Origin of the sequence: Pseudomonas sivasensis, assembly GCF_021391435.1 — a bacterium.
In the GTDB taxonomy this organism is placed as follows: Bacteria; Pseudomonadota; Gammaproteobacteria; order Pseudomonadales; family Pseudomonadaceae; genus Aquipseudomonas; species Aquipseudomonas sivasensis.
Genome location: NZ_CP090029.1, coordinates 2,405,292 through 2,426,533, shown reverse-complemented (window position 1 = coordinate 2,426,533; position 21,242 = coordinate 2,405,292). Strand labels below are relative to the sequence as shown.

The following is a 21,242-nucleotide window of genomic DNA, read 5'->3' as shown; positions in this document are numbered from 1 at the left end:
GGGGGCTTGCCCCCGATGGCGGTGTATCAGGCACATATACAGTGACTGTCATTCCGCCATCGGGGGCAAGCCCCCTCCCACATTTGCCCTGCGGTGTTCTTCCAAGCGTTATTTGGACACCGGCATCGCAAACTCCGCGCCTTGCTCGATGCTCTCCGACCAGCGCTGCATAATCGATTTCTGCTTGGTATAGAACCGAACACCCTCAGTGCCGTACGCATGCATGTCGCCAAACAGACTCTTCTTCCACCCCCCAAAACCGTGCCACGCCATCGGCACCGGGATCGGTACGTTGATGCCCACCATGCCCACCTGAATACGCCGCGCAAATTCGCGGGCGATGTTGCCGTCGCGGGTGAAACAGCTGACGCCGTTGCCGAACTCATGGTCGTTGACCAGCTTGATCGCCTCGCCAAAGTCGTTCACCCGCACACACGCCAGGACCGGGCCGAAGATTTCTTCGCGGTAGATGCTCATCTCTTGGGTCACATGGTCGAACAGGGTCGCGCCGAGCCAAAAGCCGTTTTCCAGGCCCGCTTCGGTGGGCACGTAATCACGCCCGTCCAGCAGCAGTTGCGCGCCGGCCTGCACGCCTTGTTCGATGTAGCCGCTGATGCGTTCCAGTGCAGCGCGGGACACAATCGGGCCCATCTCGGCCTTGAGGTCGCGGCCGTCGGTGATGCGCAGTTGCTTGGCGCGCTCGGTCAAGGCAGCGATGACTTTGTCACCGACGTCACCAACCAGCACGGCGACGGAGATCGCCATGCAGCGCTCGCCGGCACTGCCATAAGCCGCGCCCATCAGGGCGTCGACGGTTTTTTCGATGTCCGCATCAGGCATCACCACCATGTGGTTTTTAGCACCGCCCAGCCCCTGCACACGCTTGCCGTTACGCGCGCCGGTTTCGTAGATGTATTGGGCAATCGGTGTGGAGCCGACGAAGCTCACGGCCTTGACGTCCGGGTGTTCGATCAATGCATCCACCGATTCCTTGTCGCCCTGCACCACGTTGAAGACGCCTTTGGGCAGGCCGGCTTCACGCAGCAGCTCGGCCATGAACAACGAGGCGCTCGGATCGGTCGGGCTTGGCTTGAGGATGAAGGTGTTGCCCGCCGCGATGGCGATCGGGTACATCCACATCGGCACCATTACTGGGAAGTTGAACGGCGTGACGCCGGCCACTACGCCCAACGGTTGGCGCAGGGTCCAGTTGTCCATGCCTCGGGAAACTTGGTCAGAGTGTTCGCCTTTGAGCAGGTTGGGTATGCCGCACGCGAATTCCAGAATATCGATACCACGGTCCACTTCGCCTTGGGCGTCGGTGAAGACCTTGCCGTGCTCGGCGACGATGATTCGCGCCAGGTCATCCTTGCGCTCACGCAGCAGGTGCAAATACTGGAACAACACGCGGGCGCGGCGGATGGGCGGGGTATCGGCCCAGCTGTCGAAAGCGGCTTGGGCAGCAGCAACGGCTTCGGATACGGTCTGGTGGCTGGCCAGCGCGACGCGCCCGGTTTTTTCGCCGGTGGCGGGGTTGTAGACGTCCTGATAGCGATCATCGCGGGACACGCGCTGGTCGTTGATGTAGTGCTCGATGGTGGTTGTCATGGCAGTCGATCCAGGTGGGTAGCGTTGGAACACACGATAGGCTTTCGCTTTGTTCCAAACCAGAGCAGAATCCTGAACTTATTGTCCACATACGCGAACAATCCCCCCATGGAAAAATCTGAGATCGAAGGCCTATGGACCCATATCCACTGGCTTTCCATATTGGAAGAGCAAGGCACTTACACGGCTGCCGCTGCGCGCCTGGGCGTGAGCAAGTCTGCGGTCAGCCAGCGTATTGCCGACCTGGAAAAGGCCACCGGCACTCAGTTGGTCACGCGCACCACGCGCAGTGTGCGGCTGACCGATGCGGGGCTGTCGCTGACCCGTGAAGTGCGCAGCGCCTATGCGCAGATCGCCCGCAGCTTCTCGTCAGTGCGTGACTCTGTGGGGGAGATTCGCGGGCTGGTGCGCCTTACCGCGCCGGTGGCATTTGCTCGACAGCAACTGGTGCCGCATCTGTCGGAATTCCTGCAGCGTTACCCGCAAGTGCGCATCCAGCTGGATGTGTCCGATGCGCTGAGTTCCCTGGCAGCCGAAGGTTACGACCTGGCCGTGCGCCACGGTTTCCAGGTGCCGGAAACCCACGTCGCCTGGAAGCTCTGCGACACCGGGTCGGTGCTGGTAGCCACCCAGGATTACCTGCAACGCCACGGAGAGCCCCGCGAACCCGGCGAGCTGTCGGCACACAACTGCCTGTTTTACCCACGGGGCACCGACCAGCCCGCTTGGACCTTCGAACGCGGCAGTAAAAACGTTGAACGCCTGACCGTGCCCATCGCCGGCAGCTTCGCCACCAATAACAGTGAGGCGCTGCGCGACTCCGCTCTCAACCACCTGGGCATCGCCCTGCTCCCGGACTTCAGCGCCCATGCCGCGCTGACCAGCGGCAAGCTGGTGCAGGTGCTCAAGGACTGGACGCTCAAGGGCGCATTTGCCAATGAGATCTACTTGATTCGGCCGTATTCGCCCCATGTGCCGAAGTCGGTGAGTGTGTTGGTGGGTTATCTGAAGGAGAAGCTGTCGGGGGGCTTTCGTTATCTCGGATAAGGTTTGCCTCTTGCTCGACGGAACTAAAAGTCCATAATGGACAAATAAGTTCAACAAAAGAGGCATTCATGTCCAGCACCCCGCATGTGATCAACCAAACCCAGGCCCGCGAACTGCTGGGCCAAGTCGATGTGCTGCAGATCCTACGCGCACTGTTCCGCGATCTGGCGGCCGGGCATGCGGTGCAGCCGCCCCAGCAATGGGTGGAATTCCCCCAGGGCGCCGGTGACTTCATCAACTACCTGGGCGTGCTGGCGCCGGACGGCGTGTATGGCATGAAAACCTCGCCGTATATCGTGCGTGAGCAAGGGCCATTGGTAACCGCCTGGACGCTCTTGATGTCCACGCACACCGGCCAGCCGCTGCTGTTGTGTGATGCTGCAGAACTGACCACCGCACGCACCGCCGCGACCACTGCGTTGGCGGTGGATGCGCTGGCGCCACAGGCGGCTCGGCGACTGGCGATCATCGGCAGCGGCAAGGTGGCCCAGGCTCACCTGCACTACGTGAAAAACCTGCGGGATTGGCAAAGCATCAACTTCTTCTCGCCCAGCCTGACCGCTACTGACTCCACGCTTCAGCGCCTTGACCCACGCGTGAGCATCGCTCCAACCTGCGAAGCCGCCCTGGAAGACGCCGACGTGATCCTACTGTGCACGTCATCCGCCGGCCCGGTGATTGACCCTTCGCGCCTGAGCAAACCGGCGCTGATCACCTCCATCAGCACCAACGCACCGCGCGCTCACGAAGTACCACCCCCATCACTGAACGAAATGGACGTGTTCTGCGACTACCGCCAAACCACGCCAGGCTCGGCGGGCGAGATGCTGATCGCCGCCGAACAACATGGCTGGAACCCAAGCGCAGTCATGGGCGACCTGCCCGAACTGCTCAGCGACCAGGTGCAGCGCCCGTCCTACGACCGTCACGTATTCTTCCGCTCCATCGGCCTGGGCCTGGAAGACATCGCACTGGCCAATGCCCTCTGGAGACTTCTATGAACCACGCAGATTTCATCATCATCGGCGGCGGCATTGCCGGTGCGTCCACGGGTTTCTGGTTGTCGCAACACGGCAAAGTGAGAGTGCTGGAACGTGAATCTCACCCGGCCTATCACTCCACCGGGCGTTCGGCTGCGCTCTACACCGCCGCCTACGGCACTCCGCAGGTGCGGGCGTTGACCCTGGCCAGCCGGGAGTTTTTCGACCACCCGCCGGCAGGGTTCTGCGAGCATCCCTTGCTCACACCGCGCGGCGAGATGACGGTGGACTTCACCGGCGATGCGGCCGAGTTGAACGCGCAGTACCTCAGCGCCAAGGCCACCGTGCCGCAGGTTGAACAGCTGAGTGTCGACGAGGCCTGTGCGAAGTTGCCGATCCTGCGTCGGGAAAAGGTTCACGGTGCGATCTATGATCCCACTGCCAGCGACATCGACACCGACGCCCTGCATCAAGGCTATTTGCGCGGTATTCGTCGCAAGGGCGGCGACGTGCATACCGACAGCCATGTGCTGGGCTTGAGCCGTGACAGCGGTGGTCTTTGGCACGTCACCACCCAACACGAAACCTTCACCGCGCCGATCATTATCAACGCCGCTGGCGCCTGGGCCGACCACATCGGTGGGCTGGCCGGTGCCGCATCCATTGGCCTGCAACCCAAGCGCCGCTCGGCGTTTATCTTCGCCGGCCCCGAAGGCATGGACAGCCATGCGTGGCCAATGCTGGTGGCGCTCGACGAAGCGTTCTACATGAAGCCCGACGCCGGCATGTTCCTCGGCTCACCGGCCAACGCAGACCCGGTCGAGCCTCAGGACATCCAGCCCGAAGAATTGGACATCGCCATGGGCATCTACCAGATCGAAGAAGCCACCACCCTGACCATCCGCCGCCCCACGCGAACCTGGGCCGGACTGCGCAGCTTTGTGCACGATGGTGACTTGCTTTCGGGCTTCGACCCGCGAGTGCCAGGGCTGTTCTGGGTAGCGGCGCAAGGCGGTTACGGCATCCAAACCTCACCGGCCATGGGCCAGGCCAGTGCGGCACTGGTGCGCGGCGCACCGCTGCCGGAGGCACTGACCCGGTTCGGTCTCGACGCTGGTATGCTCTCCCCCGCCCGCCTGGAGCCCCATTGATGAACACCGTCGAACCCGACAACGTCTTGCAGAATTTTCGCGCGATCGCCGATGCCATCGCCACGCTGTTCTTCCCCCACGCCGAAGCGGTGCTGCATGACCTGCGCACGCAAAAAGTCGATTACATCGCCAATAACCTGTCGAAACGCGCGATTGGCGACGACTCGGCGCTGGAGGACATGCTCAGCGATGACGTCAGCGAAGTGAATATCGGCCCCTACGAAAAACTCAACTGGGACGGTCAGAAAATTCGCAGCCTGAGCACCGTACTGCGCGACGCCAACGGTCGGCCCCTGGCGGTGCTGTGCATCAACCTGAATATTTCACTGTTCGAAAATGCCAAGGCGGCATTGGACCTGTTCCTGTCGCCAAGCAAGCTGATCCCACAGCCGGACGCGCTGTTTCGCGATGACTGGCAGGAACGCATCAACACCTTCCTGCATGCCTGGATGCGCGAGCGCCAGTTAAGCCTGAACCTGCTGACCCGCGACCACAAACGCGAACTGGTGCTGGCACTGCATGCCGAAGGCGCGTTCAAGGGCAAGAGCGCCTCGAACTATGTGGCCAACGTTCTGGGTATGGGGCGGGCAACGGTTTACAAGCACCTGAAGGAATTAAAGGGCTGAACCTTCAACCCTGGATGAGTTTTTTGGTGAGCGGGCTTTTTGTCTTGAGCAGGCCTTATGTGGTGAACAGGCTCTTTGTCTTGAGCAGGTCTTATGTGGTGAACAGGATTTTGTAGTGAGCGGGCTTGCCCCGCGCTGGGTGGCGAAGCCGCCCCAAATTCAGACGCCTCAGTTCCAACTGAAGGTATGCACTGTCAGTAATGGGGCGGCTTCGCCACCCAGCGCGGGGCACGCCCGCTCACCACAAAAGCAGAACTGCTCACCACAAAAGCAAGCCCTCTCATTACAACAGCAGGACTGCTCATCAAAAAAGCAAGGCTACTCACCGCAACAGCAGCAGCCCCGCTGCATCAATCACCGTAAATGTCAGTTTTGAAGTACTGCTGCGAAATCTTCTGGTACTCACCACTGGCACGAATGCCGTCGATGGCCGTGTTCAATTCGCTGACCAGCGCCTCGTTGCCCTTGCGCACCGCAATCCCCGCGCCTTCGCCTACGTATTTCGGGTCCTTGAGCTCCGGCCCGACAAAAGCGTAGCCCTTGCCCCGTGGCATTTGCAGGAAGTCATTCAAGGGGATGGTGTCGGCAAAAATCGCATCCAGGCGCCCTGCCGCCAGGTCCATGTAGATCTCTTCGTTATTGCTGTAGCGCTTGACGTTAATGCCCTTGGGCTCAAATACCTCGGTGGCGTAACGGTCGGTGGTGGTTGCACGCTGCACACCGACGGTCTTGCCCTTCAGGCTGGCGTACTGGTCATCCACCACCGCGCCGTCTTTCATCACAAGACGCGATGAGGTGAAGTAGTACTTGTGGGTGAAATCTACTGACTTCTTGCGGTCTTCGTTGATGGTCATGGACGACAGGGCCATGTCGATTTTCTTCACCTTGAGGGAAGGAATCAGACCATCGAACTCACCTTCAACCCACACGCACTTGACCTTCATCTGCGCGCACAGCGCGTTGCCGATGTCGTAGTCGAAGCCGACGATGGTGCCTTCCTGGGTCTTGGAGGCAAACGGCGGGTAGGCCGCCTCGATGCCGATGCGCAGGGTTTTCTCGGCGGCCCATATGTGGCTGGAAGCGATCAAGGCCAGGGCGGTGATAAGCAAGCGTTTCTTCATGGGGGATCTCGCAAGTTGTTGTTGGTTTGGCAAGAGAGAAGAAAAAATCCAGCAAGAGCTTTTGTACTTATAATTCCATACTGGACTTTTATGTATTGATCGTCAATCCAGCCCCTGCACCCATGACTTTTTTGCACAACACACCGGTGTTTTTGAGCGTTCATCTCTGGATTTATGCGTGCCTATACTCGGTTCAGCCTCTCGGTTGAACCGTGGGTCACCGCAGCACAGAAATGTCCCTACAACAATAATCAAGGACACCGACCATGACGCATCCCTTCCTGGCCGCGCGGGATTTTCTGCTCGCCCATCGCACCGATTACGCCACCGCCGTTCGCGACTTCCGCTGGCCGCAGCTGGATGCGTTCAACTGGGCCTTGGACTACTTCGATGCCATGGCCGAGGGCAATGCGGCCAACGCGCTGTGGATCGTCGAAGAAGACGGCAGCGAGCAGCGCTACAGCTTCCAGCAACTGGCAACGCGCTCAAACCAGGTGGCCAACCATCTGCGTGCCCTCGGCGTGCGACGCGGCGACCGAGTGCTGTTGATGCTCGGCAACGACGTGGCGTTGTGGGACACCATGCTCGCCGCATTCAAACTCGGCGCAGTGGTGATCCCGGCCACCGCCCTGCTCAACCCGGATGATCTGCGCGACCGTATCGAGCGTGGCCAGGTTCGCCATCTGGTGGTCGGCGAGGCGCATGTCGGCAAGTTCGACGGCCTGGGCGATGGCTGTAGCCGCATCTGCGTGGGAGCTGCGCCCAGCGGCTGGGTCGCGCACAACGCCGCATTTGAATACCCCGAGCAGTTCGAAGCCGAAGGCCGCACCCTGGCCACCGACCCCATGCTGCTGTACTTCACTTCCGGCACCACCTCCAAACCCAAGATGGTGCTGCACAGCCACCAAAGCTACCCGGTGGGCCACCTGTCGACGATGTACTGGATCGGCCTGCAACCCGGCGACCTGCACCTGAATATCTCGTCTCCAGGCTGGGCCAAGCACGCGTGGAGCTGCCTGTTCGCGCCGTGGAATGCCGGCGCGTGCATCTTCATCCATAACGTCGCGCGGTTCAGCGCGCCGGCCTTGCTGACAGCGCTGGAACAATATCGTGTGACCAGCCTGTGCGCCCCGCCGACCGTGTGGCGCATGCTGATCCAGGAAGACCTGGCCAGTCACAAGGCGCGCCTGAATCTGCGTGAATTGGTGGGTGCGGGCGAACCCCTGAACCCGGAAATCATCGAGCAAATCCAGCAGGCCTGGGGCTTGCCGCTGCGCGATGGTTTCGGCCAATCGGAGACCACCGCCCTGGTCGGTAACACCCCCGGCCAGGTGCTCAAGCCAGGGTCCATGGGCCGTCCACTGCCGGGCTATCGGGTCGTGCTGTTGGACGCCGACGGCCTACCGGGCAACGAAGGGGAAGTCGCGCTGCCGCTGGATGTACGCCCTCTCGGTTTAATGGTGTGCTACGAGGACAGCCCGGAAAAAACCGCCGAAGTGATGCGCGACGGTTACTACCGCACCGGCGATACCGCGCAGATCGACAGCGACGGCTACATCACCTTCGTCGGTCGCGCCGATGACGTGTTCAAGGCCTCCGACTACCGCATCAGCCCGTTCGAACTGGAAAGTGCGCTGATCGAACACCCGGCGGTGATGGAAGTGGCCGTAGTCCCCAGCCCAGACCCACTGCGCCTGGCGGTGCCCAAAGCCTTCCTGATCCTGGCCCACGACGCCCCCGGCAGCGCCGAGCTGGCACGCCACATCCTCGCCTTCGCCCGCGAACACCTCGCCCCGTACAAACGGGTGCGGCGCATCGAATTTGTCAGCGAACTGCCCAAAACCATTTCCGGCAAGATCCGGCGGGTAGAGCTGCGGCAGATGGAGGTGGTGCGTCGCCAAGGGGATGCGCGGGGTGAGCACGAGCATTTCGAGGAGGATTTTTCCTGAACGCAGAACCCGGCGCCGCAGCGCCGGGGCACGCAGGAATGCAGCTTACAGGTCGTAACGCAGCGCCATGCCAAAGGTGCGCGGCGCGCCGGCGTCGATGATTTCGTCATCGCGGTTGTTGGTGACGTAGCGCTTGTCGAAGGCGTTTTTCACGAAGCCCGAGACAGCCACGTTCTTGGTGACTTTGAATTCGCTGCTGAAGTTGGCCAACACGTAGTTGTCGCTCCTGCGCTCGCCGTTGACCTTGCCCGCTGAATCGAACTCGTACGCCGAAGGCGCGCTGCTCTGGTACGTCACGTCGGTGTTGAAGGTCAGGCGCTCGTTGAAGCGATAGATGCCGCCCACTGAAGCCTTGTACTTGGGCGAGTAGTAGAACGCTTCGCCGCTGCGGTCCTGGCCGTTGCCGACGATGAAGTCCTTGTACTTGCCATCGGTGATCGCGCCACCGAGGGTCAGGGTCAGTTGCTCGCTCAGGTCTTTCTCGATGAACACTTCCAGGCCCTTGATATCGCTGCGACCGGCGTTGTACACGTTGATGACATTGCTGTTGGCTTGCCGCACGCTGACCTGCTGGTCTTTCCAGTCGGTGTAATACAGGTTGGCGCGTGCACGCAGGGTGTCTTCGAGAAATGAACCGCGGTACGACAGCTCATAGTTGGTGGTGTATTCCGGGTCATATGCCTCGTGACCGCTGCCGGAACGCACGTTCACGCCACCGCCGCGATAACCTTTCTGCACCATGAAGCCCAGGTACTGGCCGGTGGCGAGTTCGTAGTTGATGCCCAGTTTTGGCAGCACGGCCGCGAACGACTTTTTGACCTTCGCCGCGTCGGACAGGTCGTCCTGCTTGATGTCGGTGTCGTTGGTTTCGTGGTCGTAGCGCAGGCCGGTGACCAGAGTCCAGCGCGGTGCGAAGGTCCAGTCGACTTCACCAAACAGCGCCTTGTTTTCGATGACTGTGTCGCCTTTCACCGTGACCGCCAATACGTCATCGAACAGCAGTCGGTCGTGGAAATTGTTGGAGTTATGGCCGTAATAGGCGCCGACGAAACTTTTCACCGTGTCCGAGCTGTAGTTGAGGCGCAGCTCCTGGCCGAACAGGTTGCCATCCTGCTTGCGTCGGATGACTTCATTGGCGTCGGCAGTCTGGTCGAAGTCCAGGCGGTTGGTGTAGTCGGACCGGGTGTTGGTGGTCAGGCTGGTCAGCGACCATTGGTCATCGAGGCGGTAGTCGACCTTGGCGCTGACGGTGTCTTGGTTGAGGTTGTCGAACGCTTGGGTATCGGAGGACACCTTGTAATAGCGCACCTTGTCCGGGGTGCGGATGACCGAGTTGTCACCCTGGCGGTGCTCGTTGTGGGCGTAGGTCAGCAAGACGTCGAGATCGTCGTTGGGCAGGATCAACAGCTTGCCGCGCGCGTTGCTCGTGCGGTGCGGGTTGGCATCCTTGCCGAGGGCGATGTTGTCGATGTAACCATCGCCATCTTGATAATCCAGGGCGATGCGACCTGCGATCTTGTCATCGACAATGCTGCCGCCACCGGCCACCGCTGCGCCTTTTTCTCCGTAGTTGCCCACGTTGGTTTGCGCCGAGAACGTCGGTTGGAACGTCGGGTTGCGGGTCTGGATTACTACGGCGCCGGCCAGGGAGTTACGCCCCTGGGTGGTGGATTGCGGGCCGAGGAAGACTTCTACCTGTTCCACGTCCCACAAGCCGGTAGGGCTCAGGGTCAGGGTGCGATTGGGTTGCACGGCACCATCGACATACACCGAAACGGCGCCATTGAGGGTCGCGGGGCCCTGGTCGTCGAATCCGGACACCGGTACACCGCGAATGCCCCAGTTTTCGTTACCAGCCTGGCTGTACACACCCGGCGTGCGCGCGAACACATCGACCAGGCTGTGATCGGCCTTGTCCCGCAGTTGTTGTTCGGTCACGACCACAACGCTGGATTGGGTCTGCTCAAGGGAGCGGTTGATTTTCTCGCCACTCACCGTAATCGGCGCGATTTCCATCGTGTTGGGTTCGGCAGCCCAAGCCCCTGAAGCCAGGCAAACCGACCCGACCGCCAACGCAATTGTGTTCTTTTTGAAATTCACGCCCAGCTCCCCTAGCACCCTTCGTTATTGTTTTTTGTGGCGGGCTGAAGGCAGCCAAACGCCAGCGGGGCTGAGTCTAAGGGATAAAAAAACCAAAGTGAATTTAATTGATAAGAAATCTCATTTGAGATAACTACGCATTCACGTATCAGCTTGAATACATAGCGCGGCACGGCGTCCCGCAAAAAAAAGGCCCGGTGGCGCACCACCGGGCAAAACGAAGCGACCAGCTTCAATAACGCGGTTTGACGGTTTTCCACTCCGGTTGATAGCGCTGCATCTGTTTCACGTCGTCGCGCTGGCGGATGCCACAGGTAAGGTATTGATCATGCAGCTTGCCCAATTGGTCATGGTCCAGCTCCAGGCCCAGCCCCGGTGCGCGGGTGATTTTTACGCAGCCGTCGACAATCGGCAGCTTGCCGCCCTTGATCACCTCCTCATCCGGCTCTTGCCACGGGTAATGGGTGTCGCAGGCGTAGTCGAGGTTGGGCACCGACGCGGCCACGTGGGCCATGGCCATCAGGCTGATGCCCAAGTGCGAATTGGAGTGCATCGACACGCCCAGGCCGAAGGTCTGGCACATCTTCGCCAGCGCCTGGGTGTCGCGCAGGCCGCCCCAGTAATGGTGGTCGGCAAGTATGATCTGCACACTGTTAAGCGCCACGCTGCGGCGAAACTCGTCAAAGTCGGTGACCACCATATTGGTCGCCAGGGGCAAGCCGGTGCGTTTGTGCAGCTCGGCCATGCCGTCCAGGCCGGGGGTCGGGTCTTCGTAATATTGCAGGTCATCGCCGAGCAACTCGGCCATGCGGATCGAGGTTTCCAGGGACCAGTTGCCGTTCGGGTCAATGCGCAGCGGCACGCCGGGGAAGGCCCTTTTCAGGGCCTTGATGCATGACACCTCGTGCTCGGGTTGCAGCGCACCGGCCTTGAGCTTGATGCTTTTGAAGCCGTAGGTGTCGATCATGCGCCGGGCCTGGGCGACGATCTGTTCCTCGTTCAGCGCTTCGCCCCAGCTGTCGGGTTTATACGGCGAATCAATGTGCGTGGCGTATTTGAAAAACAGGTACGCGCTGAACGGGATCTGGTCACGGATCGCGCCGCCGAGCAGGTCCACCAATGGCACGTTCAGTGAGTGCGCCTGCAAATCAAGAAACGCCACTTCGAATGCCGAATAGGCATTGCTCACCGCCTTGCTGGCGTGGGAGCCCGGTGCCAGTTCGGCGCCGGCCAGGCTCGCCGGTTTATGGGCGGCGACGGTGGCCTGCACGATGGCGCGCAATTGGTTGAGATTGAAGGGGTCGAGCCCGATCAACTGTGACTGTACCTGCTGCTGGATCGCCAACGCCGGGGCATCGCCGTAGCTCTCGCCCAGGCCGATGTAGCCGGTGTCGCTCTCGATCTCGATGATCGAGCGCAGCGCGAAGGGTTCGTGAATACCACTGGCGTTGAGCAATGGCGGGTCACGGAAGGCAATCGGGGTGACGGTAACGCGGACAATTTTCAAGAGGCGGCTCCCTGTGGACCGGAACGCAAGGCGTGAGGATGAGTGGACGATTTGGACGCAGGCGGCACAGTGCCCCGAGGCGCGGTGCGGGCAAAAAACACCACCACTGCCGCCACCAGCGAGGTGGCCGCCAAGCCATACAGGCCGCCCTCGATGGAGCCGGTGGTCTGCTCCAGCAAGCCGAAAGTGGTGGGCGCAACAAAGCCGCCCAGGTTGCCGACCGAATTGATCAAGGCGATCACCGCCGCGGCGATGCGCGCATCCAGGTAACCCTGGGGAATCGGCCAGAACAACGCCGAGGCAGCCTTAAAGCCAATTGCGGCAAAACAGATGGCGACAAAGGCAAACACCGGCCCGCCGGTGGTGGACATGAACATGCCGAATGCGGCGATCACCAGCATCAGTGACACCCACGCCTGTTGGTGCTTCCACTTGCTGGCCAACGACGCAAAACCGTACATCGCGACGATGGAAATCAACCAGGGAATGGAGTTGAACAGACCAACCTGGAAGTCTCCCAGGTTGCCCATTTTCTTGATCATGCTCGGCAGCCAGAACGTGGCGCCGTAGATGGTCAGGGCGATGGAGAAGTAGATGAAACAGAACAGTGCGATCTGTTTGTCGGCAAGCAATTTGAACATCGACGGCCGCACGCTCTGGCTCGCCTCACGGGCTTGCTGCTCCAGCGCAATAGCAGCGGCCAACGCGTGTTTTTCGTCGTCGCTGAGCCACTTGGCCTGATGGGGATGGGACTGCAACCAGAACCACACGAACCCGCAGAGCACGATGGAGGCAAAGCCTTCGATCAGGAACATCCACTGCCAACCATGCAGGCTCAGGCCGCTGACGTTGAGCAGTGCCCCCGACACCGGCCCGGAGATGACCGAAGCGATCGCCGAGCCACTGAGGAAAATCGCCATCGCCTTGCCACGCTCGGCGGCCGGCAGCCATTGAGTGAAGTAGTAGATGATCCCCGGGAAAAACCCGGCTTCGGCGGCGCCGAGGATAAAGCGCAGGATGTAGAAACTGGTTTCGCCCTGAACAAAGGCCATGGACATCGCCGCCGCGCCCCAGGTGAACATGATGCGCGTCAACCAGGCCCGCGCGCCGTAGCGCTGCAAGAGCAGGTTGGACGGCACTTCGAAGATCGCGTAACCGATGAAAAACAACCCGGCACCCAAACCATAGGCCGCTGCGCCAATGCCCAGGTCGGTCTCCATATGGCTGCGCACAAAGCCGATATTGACCCGGTCGATGTAATTGACGATGAACATCACCACGAACAGCGGCAGTACATGACGCTTGACCTTGGCGGCCGCGCGGGCAAGCACGGTCGGGTCTGGCGGATTCTGGAGGGTTTCCACGGGCAACTCCCATTCATTGTTTTTTTAGGGGCAGAACAATGATGGACGCCGTGAATTGTTCCCGTCTAATCTAACTTGGCATCCGATTGATACCGGGATTAGATCAATGTTCGAGCTGACGCAACTGCGCTGCTTCACCACCGTAGCCACTGAGCTGAATTTCCGCCGCGCTGCGGAACGGCTGAACATGACCCAGCCGCCGCTGAGCCGGCAGATCCAATTGCTCGAACACCACTTGGGCGTAGAGCTGTTTACCCGCACCACTCGCAGCGTCGCGCTCACCGCTGCTGGCCGCGCGTTTTTCATCGAAGCCCAGAACCTGCTGGAGCTTGCCCAGCAAGCGGCCGTGACCGCGCGACGGTTTGCCGAAGGCGATATCGGCACGGTCAATATCAGCTTCGTCGGCAGCGCGGTGTATGAGTTTCTGCCCAAGGTGATCGCCGAGGCGCGTCTCAAGCAGCCTCACGTCAAGATCGACCTGGCCGAGATGAACACCTACCAACAATACGAAGCCCTGCGCGCCCGACGCATCGACCTGGGCATCGTCCGCGCGCCCCTGCTGGAACCGGGCTACGCCACCGAATGCCTGGTGCGCGAGCCCTTCGTGCTGGCGGTGCCGAGCAGCCATCGCCTGGCCAACGCCGAGACGGTCAGCGTGCACGACCTCGACGCCCAACCCTTCCTCATGTACGCCCACGCCGCCTACCCGCCCTTCAACGAACTGCTCACCGGCCTGCTGCGCTCGGCCCGCGTCGCGCCAGATTATGTGCAGTGGCTCGGCTCGTCCCTGACCATCCTCGCGCTGGTCAACGCCGGCATGGGCCTAGCCCTGGTACCTCGTTGCGCCAGCAGCGTAGTGTTCAAGAACGTGGTGTTCCGCGACATCGACCTGGGCGAAGGCGCGCAGAGCGAATTGCACCTGATCTGGCGTGAAAACAACGACAACCCGGCGTTCGCCATGTTGCTGGAAGGGATTCGCAATGCAGTGCGTGAGGGGTGGGCCTGAATAGCGATAGATATGGGGTGCTCTTGCTGTTGGGGTGAATGGATTTGTTGTGGTGAACGGATGTCCCGTGGTTGGTGGATTGTTGTGGTGAACGGATGTCCCGTGGTTGGTGGATTGTTGTGGTGAACGGATGTCCTGTGGTGAGCGGGCTTGCCCCGCGCTGGGCTGCGAAGCGGCCCCCATCAAGAACACCGCATTTCTTCCGGTAAATCTCGGTGGCAGTTTTGGGGCTGCTCCGCAGCCCAGCGCGGGGCAAGCCCGCTCACCACAAAAAGACCGCGCACCACAGAAACCCTAACGACCACAAAAAGACTGTGCATCACAGAAACCTGTTCATGACAGAAAGCCTGATCACCACGCAAAGGCCAGACTCCACCACCGGGCTTCACCGCTGTCAGTCACCCAATCCTGTTGAATCCTTGCCTGATCCTCTGAATATGGCGGCCAGCAGATAGATACCCCTTGCGCGGTGGTCTAGAGTTCGACGATGGGCGACTTCTCGTCGCACCACTCCTATAAGAAATCAGCACCACCAACCGATGATCAGCAGGTGAGCCAGCCATGGAATTACGTATCAACCAAAAGGCCTATCAGGTCGAGGCCGAAGCCGACACGCCATTGCTGTGGGTAATCCGCGACAATCTGGGCATGACCGGTACCAAATACGGCTGCGGCCTGGCCCAATGCGGCGCCTGCTCGGTGCTGGTGGACGGCAATGTAGTGCGTTCGTGCGTCACCCCGGTAGCCGGGGTCGTTGGCCGCGAGATCACCACCATCGAAGCCATCGAAGCCGATGACGTGGGCAAACGTGTCGTGAGTGCCTGGGTCGAGCACCAGGTAGCGCAGTGCGGTTACTGCCAGTCCGGACAAGTGATGGCAGCCACCGCGCTGCTCAAGCACACCCCCGCTCCCACCAAAGAGCAGATCGACGCAGCGATGGTCAACCTGTGCCGCTGCGGTACCTACAACGCCATCCATACCGCCATGTACGACCTGGCCGCCGGGAAGGAGACTGCCTGATGAATATGCCAGGACTCATCCCCGGCCTCTCCCTGGACGAGCCGGTCAACCTGTCCCGCCGACGCTTCCTGGCCAGTACGGCCGTGGGGGCGCTGGTCATCGGTTTCGGCCTGCCGCTCGGCTCGGGCCGGGTGCAGGCTGCCACCGGCGCGACGACAGAACGTGGCACCCAAGTGCCGGCCTTTCTGGAGATTCGCCCGGACGGCACTGTTCGCCTGCTCAGCCCCTTTATGGAAGGCGGTCAGGGCACCCACACCGCCATGGCGCAGATTGTCGGCGAAGAACTCGACGCCGACCCGGCCACGTTCATCGTTGAAGCTGCGCCGCCCGGTGAGGCTTATGTGGTGATGGACAACGGCATGCGCATCACCGGCGGCAGCATGTCGGTGCGCATGAGCTATCCGACCATGCGTCGCCTGGGCGCCCTCGCCCGCGCCATGCTGCTGCAGGCCGGCGCCGAGCAGCTCGGTGTGCCAGTGGCCCAATTGACCACTCAACCCGGCCGCGTGGTTCACGCTGCGTCCGGTCGTTCCCTGGGCTATGGCGAGTTGGCCAGCCGCGCCCTGGACATGCCGGTGCCTGATGCCGCGGGCATTACCCTGCGCGACCCGAGTCAATTCCGCTGGATCGGTAAACCGGTCAAGCGTGTGGACGCCTACGACAAATCCACTGGCAAGGCGCTGTACAGCATCGACCTGAAAGTCGACGACATGCTCCACGCCGCCGTGCAACATGCGCCGCGCCTGGGCATGACCGTGGGCAGCCTGCGTAACCAGGCGCAGGTCGAAGCCATGCCAGGCGTGCACTCGGTGCATCAACTGCCTGGCGCAGTGGCGGTCGTCGCCGAACGCTGGTGGCATGCCAAGCGCGCGGTAGAAGCCATCCAGGTCGACTGGTTGGAAGCGGCCGCTGACGCCAAAGTCCGTGCGATGCCCGCCGACTTTTCCAGCGATGGCTTCCGCGATTTCCTCGCCACCCAGCAAGGCCCGGCCCGTGACGATGAAAACGAAGGCGATGTGGCCGGCGCACTGAAAAACGCCAAGACTCAGATCGAGGCCACCTACCACAACCAGTACGTCAATCACGCCCAGTTGGAGCCGCCTTCAGCCCTGGCGCGTTTCAACCCCGACGGTTCCCTGGACATCTGGCTGCCCAACCAGGCGCCGGACATGTTCCGCGCTGACATCGCAAAGCGCACCGGCCTGGCGCCTGCACAAATCAATCTGCACTCACCGCTACTGGGCGGTTTTTTTGGCCGGCATTTCCTCTATGACTCGGCCAGCCCTTACCCGCAGGCCATTGCGCTGGCCAAGGCGGTGGGCCGTCCGGTCAAGCTGATCTGGAGCCGTGAAGAAGAGTTCCTGCGCGATGTACTGCGCCCGGTTGCGGTGGTCAAGTTCCGCGCCGCGCTGGATGCCGACGGCCTGCCCGTTGCCATCGAAGCCGTCAGCGCCACCGAAGGCCCCAGCGAAGCCATCGCCGGCAAACAGGGCGAAAAACTCGACCCCACGGCCCTCGAAGGCCTGACCGGCAAGAGCTACGCCATCCCCAACAAACGCATCGCGCAGATCTATGTCAAAGGCCCGGCCATGCTCGGCTACTGGCGGTCGGTGGGTAACTCGCTCAATGACTTCTTCTACGAAGCGTTCCTCGATGAACTGGCGGACCAAGGCAAACGCGACCCGTATGAGTTGCGCCTGCATTTGCTGCGGGACAACCCACGGTTGACGACCTTGCTCAAAGCGGTGGCCGAGTTGTCCGGCGGCTGGAAGCGTGGCCCTTACACCGCCGAAGACGGCACACGACGAGCGCGTGGCGTGGCCATGGCCTCGCCGTTCGGTTCTCACGCGGCGGTGATCGCCGAGGTGTCGATTGAACACGGCCAGGTCAAGGTTCACCACATCTGGGAAGCCATCGACCCTGGCAGCATCGTCAACCCGGCGATTGTCGAAGCACAGGTCAACGGCGCGGTAGCCCTGGGCTTATCGCAGACTTTGCTGGAGGAAGCGGTGTACGTGGACGGCAAGCCACGGGCGCGCAATTACGACCTTTACCCGATCCTGCCGCCGTCACGCATGGCGCAGGTGCACGTAAAGATCATCGAGAGTGGTGAAAAGATGGGCGGCATCGGTGAGCCTCCGCTCCCCGCTGTGGCGCCGGCCGTGGTCAACGCGGTGGCGCAATTGACCGGCCAGCGTGTTCGCAGCCTGCCATTAAGCCGACACACCTTCAGCTAACCGAGCGAGACCGCCCATGAACAACCGTCGATTCGCAAGAACCGTAGGCTGGCTCGCGCTGCCCTGCGTCATCGCCGCCGGCCTGATGGCCTGGTATGTCACCCGCCAACCGGCCACACCGTTTGAACCGGCACAGGCCGCCAGTTTCGACCCGGCCCTGGTCAGTCGCGGCGAGTACGTCGCCCGCCTCAGCGACTGCGTGGCCTGCCACAGCCTGCCCGACAAGGCACCGTTCGCCGGTGGACTGGAAATGGCCACGCCGCTGGGTGCAATTCACGCCACCAACATCACCCCGGACCGTACCCACGGGATCGGCACTTACAGCCTCGCCGACTTCGACCGAGCGGTACGCCACGGCGTGGCACCGGGCGGCCGACGGTTGTACCCGGCCATGCCCTACCCGTCGTATGCCAAGCTCAGCGACGACGATATAAAGGCGATGTACGCGTTTTTCATGAAAGGCGTGCAACCGGCCAACCAGCCGAATATCCCCAGCGATATTCCCTGGCCGCTGAATATGCGCTGGCCCATCGCACTGTGGAACGGCCTGTTCGCACCAACGGCCACCTACGCCGCCAACCCCAACCAGGACGCGCTGTGGAATCGCGGCGCCTACATCGTCCAAGGGCCTGGCCACTGCGGCAGTTGTCACACGCCGCGTGGTCTGGCCTTCAACGAAAAGGCCCTGGATGACTCCGGCAAGCCGTTCCTCGCCGGCGCCCTGCTCGATGGCTGGTACGCCCCCAGCTTGCGCCAGGACCCCAACAGCGGTTTGGGCCGCTGGAGCGAGCCTGAGATCGTGCAGTTCCTCAAGACCGGCCGCAACCAGCACGCGGTGGTCTACGGCTCGATGACCGAAGCGTTCAACAACTCCACCCAGTTCATGGCCGACGACGACCTGGCGGCCATCGCCCGCTACCTCAAGTCGCTGCCCGGCGACCCGCAGCGCGACGGTACGCCCTGGCAGTACGTGACCGCCGACGCGCGCCCGGACGCACCCGGCGCCCACACCTACGCAACACGCTGCGCCTCGTGCCACGGCGCTGATGGCAAAGGCCAGCCCGAGTGGATGCCGCCCCTGGCCGGCGCCACCTCGGCGCTGGTCAAGGAGACGGCGTCAGCGATCAACATCACCCTCAATGGCGCACAACGCGTGGTCGCCGCTGGCGTGCCGGATGCGTATCGCATGCCGGCGTTTCGTGAACAGCTGTCTGATCAGGAAATCGCCGACGTGCTGACGTATGTGCGCGGTACTTGGGGTAATCAGGGTGGCGCGGTGGACGCCAAGGCGGTGGGTAAACTGCGTGGGCATACGGACCCTGCGAGCAGCAGTCCGATTATTTTGCATATGCGTTGAGGCGGGCCAACCCTCGGATTTTCAGAGCGCCTCAGGCAGAAAAAACCTGCGCGCGCTCTGTGTTGTTGGTGCGTGCCTGAGGGGTTGCTGACGGGCGAGTTGCGCCTGAACCTGCGCGACGGCCTCCAACACACGCTGCGCCCAGTGCTCGTCCTGAGGGTCCACCACCACCACGCGAAAACCGTGGTCATGGCCTTCACTGCGCACACCTTCGGAGTCATCCACATGCAGGTCGATGTCGAAGGCCGGTGGGAATTTCGACGGTGAATTCGACAGCCCGTGCGCCGTCAGTGCCTGGTTATGCAGCACGCTATTGACCACGCCGTCGACACGGATGCCGTACAGCATCAGCCACCGTCGGATATAGGACGGCGTGCGACCGGACGAGGTATAGACCCAGATGCTGCAGCCCTGTCGACGTAGTTCGCGGGTCAGGGAGCGCGTGCCGATTCGCAGCGGTTCACCCAGCCAACGGTGCACGCAGGCCGGCAGCCGGCTCGGCTCGACGTCGCAGTGGTGGAGCTGGCAGGCCAGGGTGTCGTCTATGTCGAACGAAATGCGGATGCGCGGGCGCTTAAGCAGTTGCATCGGGAGAAGGCGCTGGAGGGCCTGCCCTGCCCTGGCGAACAGGAGAGAACCGCTCATCAATGGCCCCCTTGATAGACGGGCACGGGCTGGTCCTTAAGAAAAAACTTCATCGGATCCGGTGCCTGTTCTTCGAGGAAGGCTGCGTATTTTTTCTTGATCTTGGGCAATTCGTACAACGCCTTGACGCCATGTTTGGCTGAGTTACGGATGACTGATGAGGGGTTGAAGTAGCCTTCGGCGTTCTCCAGCGACAGCACGAACGGCGGCAACCCTGCACGCATCAGCAAATAGCTGACAATCAGCGAGCCGCTGCGGTTGTTGCCTTCGATGAACAACTGCGGCTTGCTGAGGATGCGTACATACACCCCGGCTGCACGCTTCCAGACCGATTCACTGCGGTACGCGCAGTACCAGTTGTACAAGTCCTTGATGCCGCCCTCGACGTTGTTGAAGAAGTGTTCTTCGGTCGCCGCCAGGTGCTGGGCGTATTCCAGTCGGCGGGTCGGGTCGCTGCCACAGAGTACGGTGGCGTTGATCTCCAGCATCAGGTTCAGTTGCTGAAGGTCAAACAGGTCGACGCCCCGCGCCACGTAGTCGTCAATCAGCGCATAGCCTTCAAGCACGTTATGCAGCACTTCGTCAGTCAACGGATCGCGCGGCTCGGTAAAGTCCCGACTGAGCTCGGCAAAGCGCTGCTGTACCTCACGCAGTGCACGTTCAATCGCGGGCAAATCAAGGCGTCGTGTTGCTGGCATTGGCATTCCTATAAACAGGTGAAAATGCGCGAGCGTCCGAGCTCGCGCAGGGTTCAGCTGAACTTACCGGTGATGTAGTCACCGGTCATTTGCTCGCGCGGGTTCTGGAAAATCTGCTCCGTAGGGCCCATCTCAACCAGATAGCCGGTACGCGTGCCTTGGGAAATATCCACCGAGAAAAACGCCGTGGTGTCAGCCACACGAATGGCTTGCTGCATGTTGTGGGTCACCAGGGCAATGGTGTAGTCCTTCTTCAGCTCAACCATCAACTCCTCGACACGGCGCGTGGCAATCGGGTCGAGTGCCGAGCAGGGTTCGTCGAGCAACAGCACTTCTGGCTCGGTGGCGATGGCACGGGCGATACACAGGCGTTGCTGCTGACCACCGGACAGAGACAGGCCGCTGACCTTGAGTTTGTCCTTGACCTCATCCCACAACGCCGCACCTTGCAGGGCGTGTTTGACGCGGTCACCCAGGTCGCCTTTGTAGCGGTTCAGGCGCAGGCCGAAAGCGACGTTGTCGAAGATGCTCATCGAGAACGGGTTCGGCTGCTGGAACACCATGCCGATATAGCGGCGCACGACCACTGGATCCACGCCCTTGCCGTAGACGTCCTGCCCGAGGAAGTGCACGTGGCCCTCAAAGCGGAAACCTTTGACCAGGTCGTTCATGCGGTTGAGGCTACGCAACACGGTACTTTTGCCGCAGCCGGAAGGACCGATGAAGCCAGTGATCTTGTTCTTTTCGATCGGCACATGGCTGTCACGTACGGCCAGGAAGTTGCCGTAGAAGATCTTATCCAGCTTGCAGTCCATGACCACAGGCG

The 21,242-nt window shown here is 61.4% G+C and carries 17 protein-coding genes; 9 read left to right on the top strand and 8 right to left on the bottom strand.

The genetic code is table 11. From position 1 onward, the window contains the following. Positions 1-108: 108 nt before the first annotated feature. Positions 109-1,608 carry a CoA-acylating methylmalonate-semialdehyde dehydrogenase gene (locus tag LRO94_RS11090; protein WP_179179223.1) on the bottom strand — a complete coding sequence of 500 codons (1,500 nt, stop codon included), beginning with the start codon at positions 1,606-1,608 and terminating at the stop codon, positions 109-111. A 108-nt stretch (positions 1,609-1,716) separates the two neighbouring features. On the opposite strand from LRO94_RS11090, the gene LRO94_RS11085 reads away from it, so the two are divergent. The 4 genes from LRO94_RS11085 (at position 1,717) to LRO94_RS11070 (ending at position 5,412) form a co-directional block, all read left to right on the top strand. Then, a complete protein-coding gene (locus LRO94_RS11085) occupies positions 1,717-2,655 on the top strand; it encodes a LysR family transcriptional regulator (protein ID WP_032885451.1) in 939 nt (312 codons plus the stop codon). A 68-nt stretch (positions 2,656-2,723) separates the two neighbouring features. Next, entirely contained in the window at positions 2,724-3,656 is a 933-nt protein-coding gene (locus tag LRO94_RS11080) for an ornithine cyclodeaminase family protein (RefSeq protein ID WP_179179224.1), read from the top strand. Further along, positions 3,653-4,786, top strand: coding sequence for an NAD(P)/FAD-dependent oxidoreductase (locus tag LRO94_RS11075; RefSeq protein WP_179179225.1), 1,134 nt, complete (start codon positions 3,653-3,655; stop codon positions 4,784-4,786). Before LRO94_RS11080 ends, LRO94_RS11075 begins: the two co-directional genes overlap by 4 nt. Continuing rightward, positions 4,786-5,412, top strand: coding sequence for a helix-turn-helix transcriptional regulator (locus LRO94_RS11070; RefSeq protein ID WP_032885454.1), 627 nt, complete (start codon positions 4,786-4,788; stop codon positions 5,410-5,412). The genes LRO94_RS11075 and LRO94_RS11070 overlap by 1 nt, the downstream gene beginning before the upstream one ends. Positions 5,413-5,762: 350 nt before the next feature. On the opposite strand, the gene LRO94_RS11065 is transcribed toward LRO94_RS11070, so the two are convergent. Then, complete coding sequence (locus LRO94_RS11065) at positions 5,763-6,533, bottom strand: ABC transporter substrate-binding protein (RefSeq protein WP_179179226.1); 771 nt, start codon at positions 6,531-6,533, stop codon at positions 5,763-5,765. A gap of 266 nt (positions 6,534-6,799) precedes the next feature. Here LRO94_RS11065 and LRO94_RS11060 point away from each other — a divergent pair, with 266 nt between their 5' ends. Then, positions 6,800-8,482, top strand: a complete 1,683-nt coding sequence (locus LRO94_RS11060; protein ID WP_032885456.1) for an AMP-binding protein — start codon at positions 6,800-6,802, stop codon at positions 8,480-8,482. Positions 8,483-8,527: 45 nt separating this feature from the next. On the opposite strand, the gene LRO94_RS11055 is transcribed toward LRO94_RS11060, so the two are convergent. From LRO94_RS11055 to LRO94_RS11045, 3 genes are all read right to left on the bottom strand, one after another. Next, positions 8,528-10,582: a TonB-dependent receptor gene (locus LRO94_RS11055; protein ID WP_032885458.1), complete on the bottom strand. Its 2,055-nt coding sequence runs from the start codon at positions 10,580-10,582 to the stop codon at positions 8,528-8,530. A gap of 232 nt (positions 10,583-10,814) precedes the next feature. Further along, the gene (locus tag LRO94_RS11050; RefSeq protein WP_179179227.1) at positions 10,815-12,089 is read right to left on the bottom strand and encodes a glucarate dehydratase family protein; all 1,275 of its coding nucleotides are present in this window, start codon (positions 12,087-12,089) and stop codon (positions 10,815-10,817) included. Beyond that, positions 12,086-13,453, bottom strand: a complete 1,368-nt coding sequence (locus LRO94_RS11045; RefSeq protein WP_179179228.1) for an MFS transporter — start codon at positions 13,451-13,453, stop codon at positions 12,086-12,088. The genes LRO94_RS11050 and LRO94_RS11045 overlap by 4 nt, the downstream gene beginning before the upstream one ends. 106 nt (positions 13,454-13,559) lie before the next feature. Between LRO94_RS11045 and LRO94_RS11040 the strand changes: the two genes are divergently transcribed. The 4 genes from LRO94_RS11040 (at position 13,560) to LRO94_RS11025 (ending at position 19,073) form a co-directional block, all read left to right on the top strand. Continuing rightward, entirely contained in the window at positions 13,560-14,459 is a 900-nt protein-coding gene (locus LRO94_RS11040; RefSeq protein ID WP_032885460.1) for a LysR family transcriptional regulator, read from the top strand. A gap of 561 nt (positions 14,460-15,020) precedes the next feature. Next, positions 15,021-15,479 (top strand): (2Fe-2S)-binding protein, encoded by a 459-nt coding sequence (locus LRO94_RS11035; protein WP_032885461.1) that lies wholly within the window; start codon positions 15,021-15,023, stop codon positions 15,477-15,479. After that, complete coding sequence (locus tag LRO94_RS11030) at positions 15,479-17,716, top strand: xanthine dehydrogenase family protein molybdopterin-binding subunit (protein ID WP_179179229.1); 2,238 nt, start codon at positions 15,479-15,481, stop codon at positions 17,714-17,716. The genes LRO94_RS11035 and LRO94_RS11030 overlap by 1 nt, the downstream gene beginning before the upstream one ends. A 16-nt stretch (positions 17,717-17,732) precedes the next feature. Further along, on the top strand, positions 17,733-19,073 hold the full coding sequence (locus tag LRO94_RS11025; RefSeq protein WP_095186422.1) for a cytochrome c: 1,341 nt from the start codon (positions 17,733-17,735) through the stop codon (positions 19,071-19,073). Positions 19,074-19,094: 21 nt separating this feature from the next. Here LRO94_RS11025 and LRO94_RS11020 read toward each other — a convergent pair whose 3' ends face one another. The 3 genes from LRO94_RS11020 to pstB are packed head-to-tail and all read right to left on the bottom strand — an operon-like array spanning position 19,095 to position 21,231. Next, positions 19,095-19,718, bottom strand: a complete 624-nt coding sequence (locus LRO94_RS11020) for a hypothetical protein (RefSeq protein ID WP_032885465.1) — start codon at positions 19,716-19,718, stop codon at positions 19,095-19,097. Then, positions 19,718-20,416 (bottom strand): hypothetical protein, encoded by a 699-nt coding sequence (locus LRO94_RS11015; RefSeq protein WP_032885466.1) that lies wholly within the window; start codon positions 20,414-20,416, stop codon positions 19,718-19,720. The genes LRO94_RS11020 and LRO94_RS11015 overlap by 1 nt, the downstream gene beginning before the upstream one ends. Before the next feature lie 53 nt (positions 20,417-20,469). Further along, complete coding sequence (gene pstB, locus LRO94_RS11010; RefSeq protein WP_050442813.1) at positions 20,470-21,231, bottom strand: phosphate ABC transporter ATP-binding protein PstB; 762 nt, start codon at positions 21,229-21,231, stop codon at positions 20,470-20,472. Positions 21,232-21,242: the final 11 nt, after the last annotated feature.

Coding starts and splice junctions, on each gene's coding strand:
- LRO94_RS11015 (WP_032885466.1), bottom strand. CDS start 20,416: ATGCCAGCAACACGACGCCTTGATTTGCCCGCGATTGAACGTGCACTG.
- LRO94_RS11065 (WP_179179226.1), bottom strand. CDS start 6,533: ATGAAGAAACGCTTGCTTATCACCGCCCTGGCCTTGATCGCTTCCAGC.
- LRO94_RS11090 (WP_179179223.1), bottom strand. CDS start 1,608: ATGACAACCACCATCGAGCACTACATCAACGACCAGCGCGTGTCCCGC.
- LRO94_RS11070 (WP_032885454.1), top strand. CDS start 4,786: ATGAACACCGTCGAACCCGACAACGTCTTGCAGAATTTTCGCGCGATC.
- LRO94_RS11020 (WP_032885465.1), bottom strand. CDS start 19,718: ATGAGCGGTTCTCTCCTGTTCGCCAGGGCAGGGCAGGCCCTCCAGCGC.
- LRO94_RS11085 (WP_032885451.1), top strand. CDS start 1,717: ATGGAAAAATCTGAGATCGAAGGCCTATGGACCCATATCCACTGGCTT.
- pstB (WP_050442813.1), bottom strand. CDS start 21,231: ATGGACTGCAAGCTGGATAAGATCTTCTACGGCAACTTCCTGGCCGTA.
- LRO94_RS11075 (WP_179179225.1), top strand. CDS start 3,653: ATGAACCACGCAGATTTCATCATCATCGGCGGCGGCATTGCCGGTGCG.
- LRO94_RS11060 (WP_032885456.1), top strand. CDS start 6,800: ATGACGCATCCCTTCCTGGCCGCGCGGGATTTTCTGCTCGCCCATCGC.
- LRO94_RS11040 (WP_032885460.1), top strand. CDS start 13,560: ATGTTCGAGCTGACGCAACTGCGCTGCTTCACCACCGTAGCCACTGAG.
- LRO94_RS11080 (WP_179179224.1), top strand. CDS start 2,724: ATGTCCAGCACCCCGCATGTGATCAACCAAACCCAGGCCCGCGAACTG.
- LRO94_RS11030 (WP_179179229.1), top strand. CDS start 15,479: ATGAATATGCCAGGACTCATCCCCGGCCTCTCCCTGGACGAGCCGGTC.
- LRO94_RS11035 (WP_032885461.1), top strand. CDS start 15,021: ATGGAATTACGTATCAACCAAAAGGCCTATCAGGTCGAGGCCGAAGCC.
- LRO94_RS11025 (WP_095186422.1), top strand. CDS start 17,733: ATGAACAACCGTCGATTCGCAAGAACCGTAGGCTGGCTCGCGCTGCCC.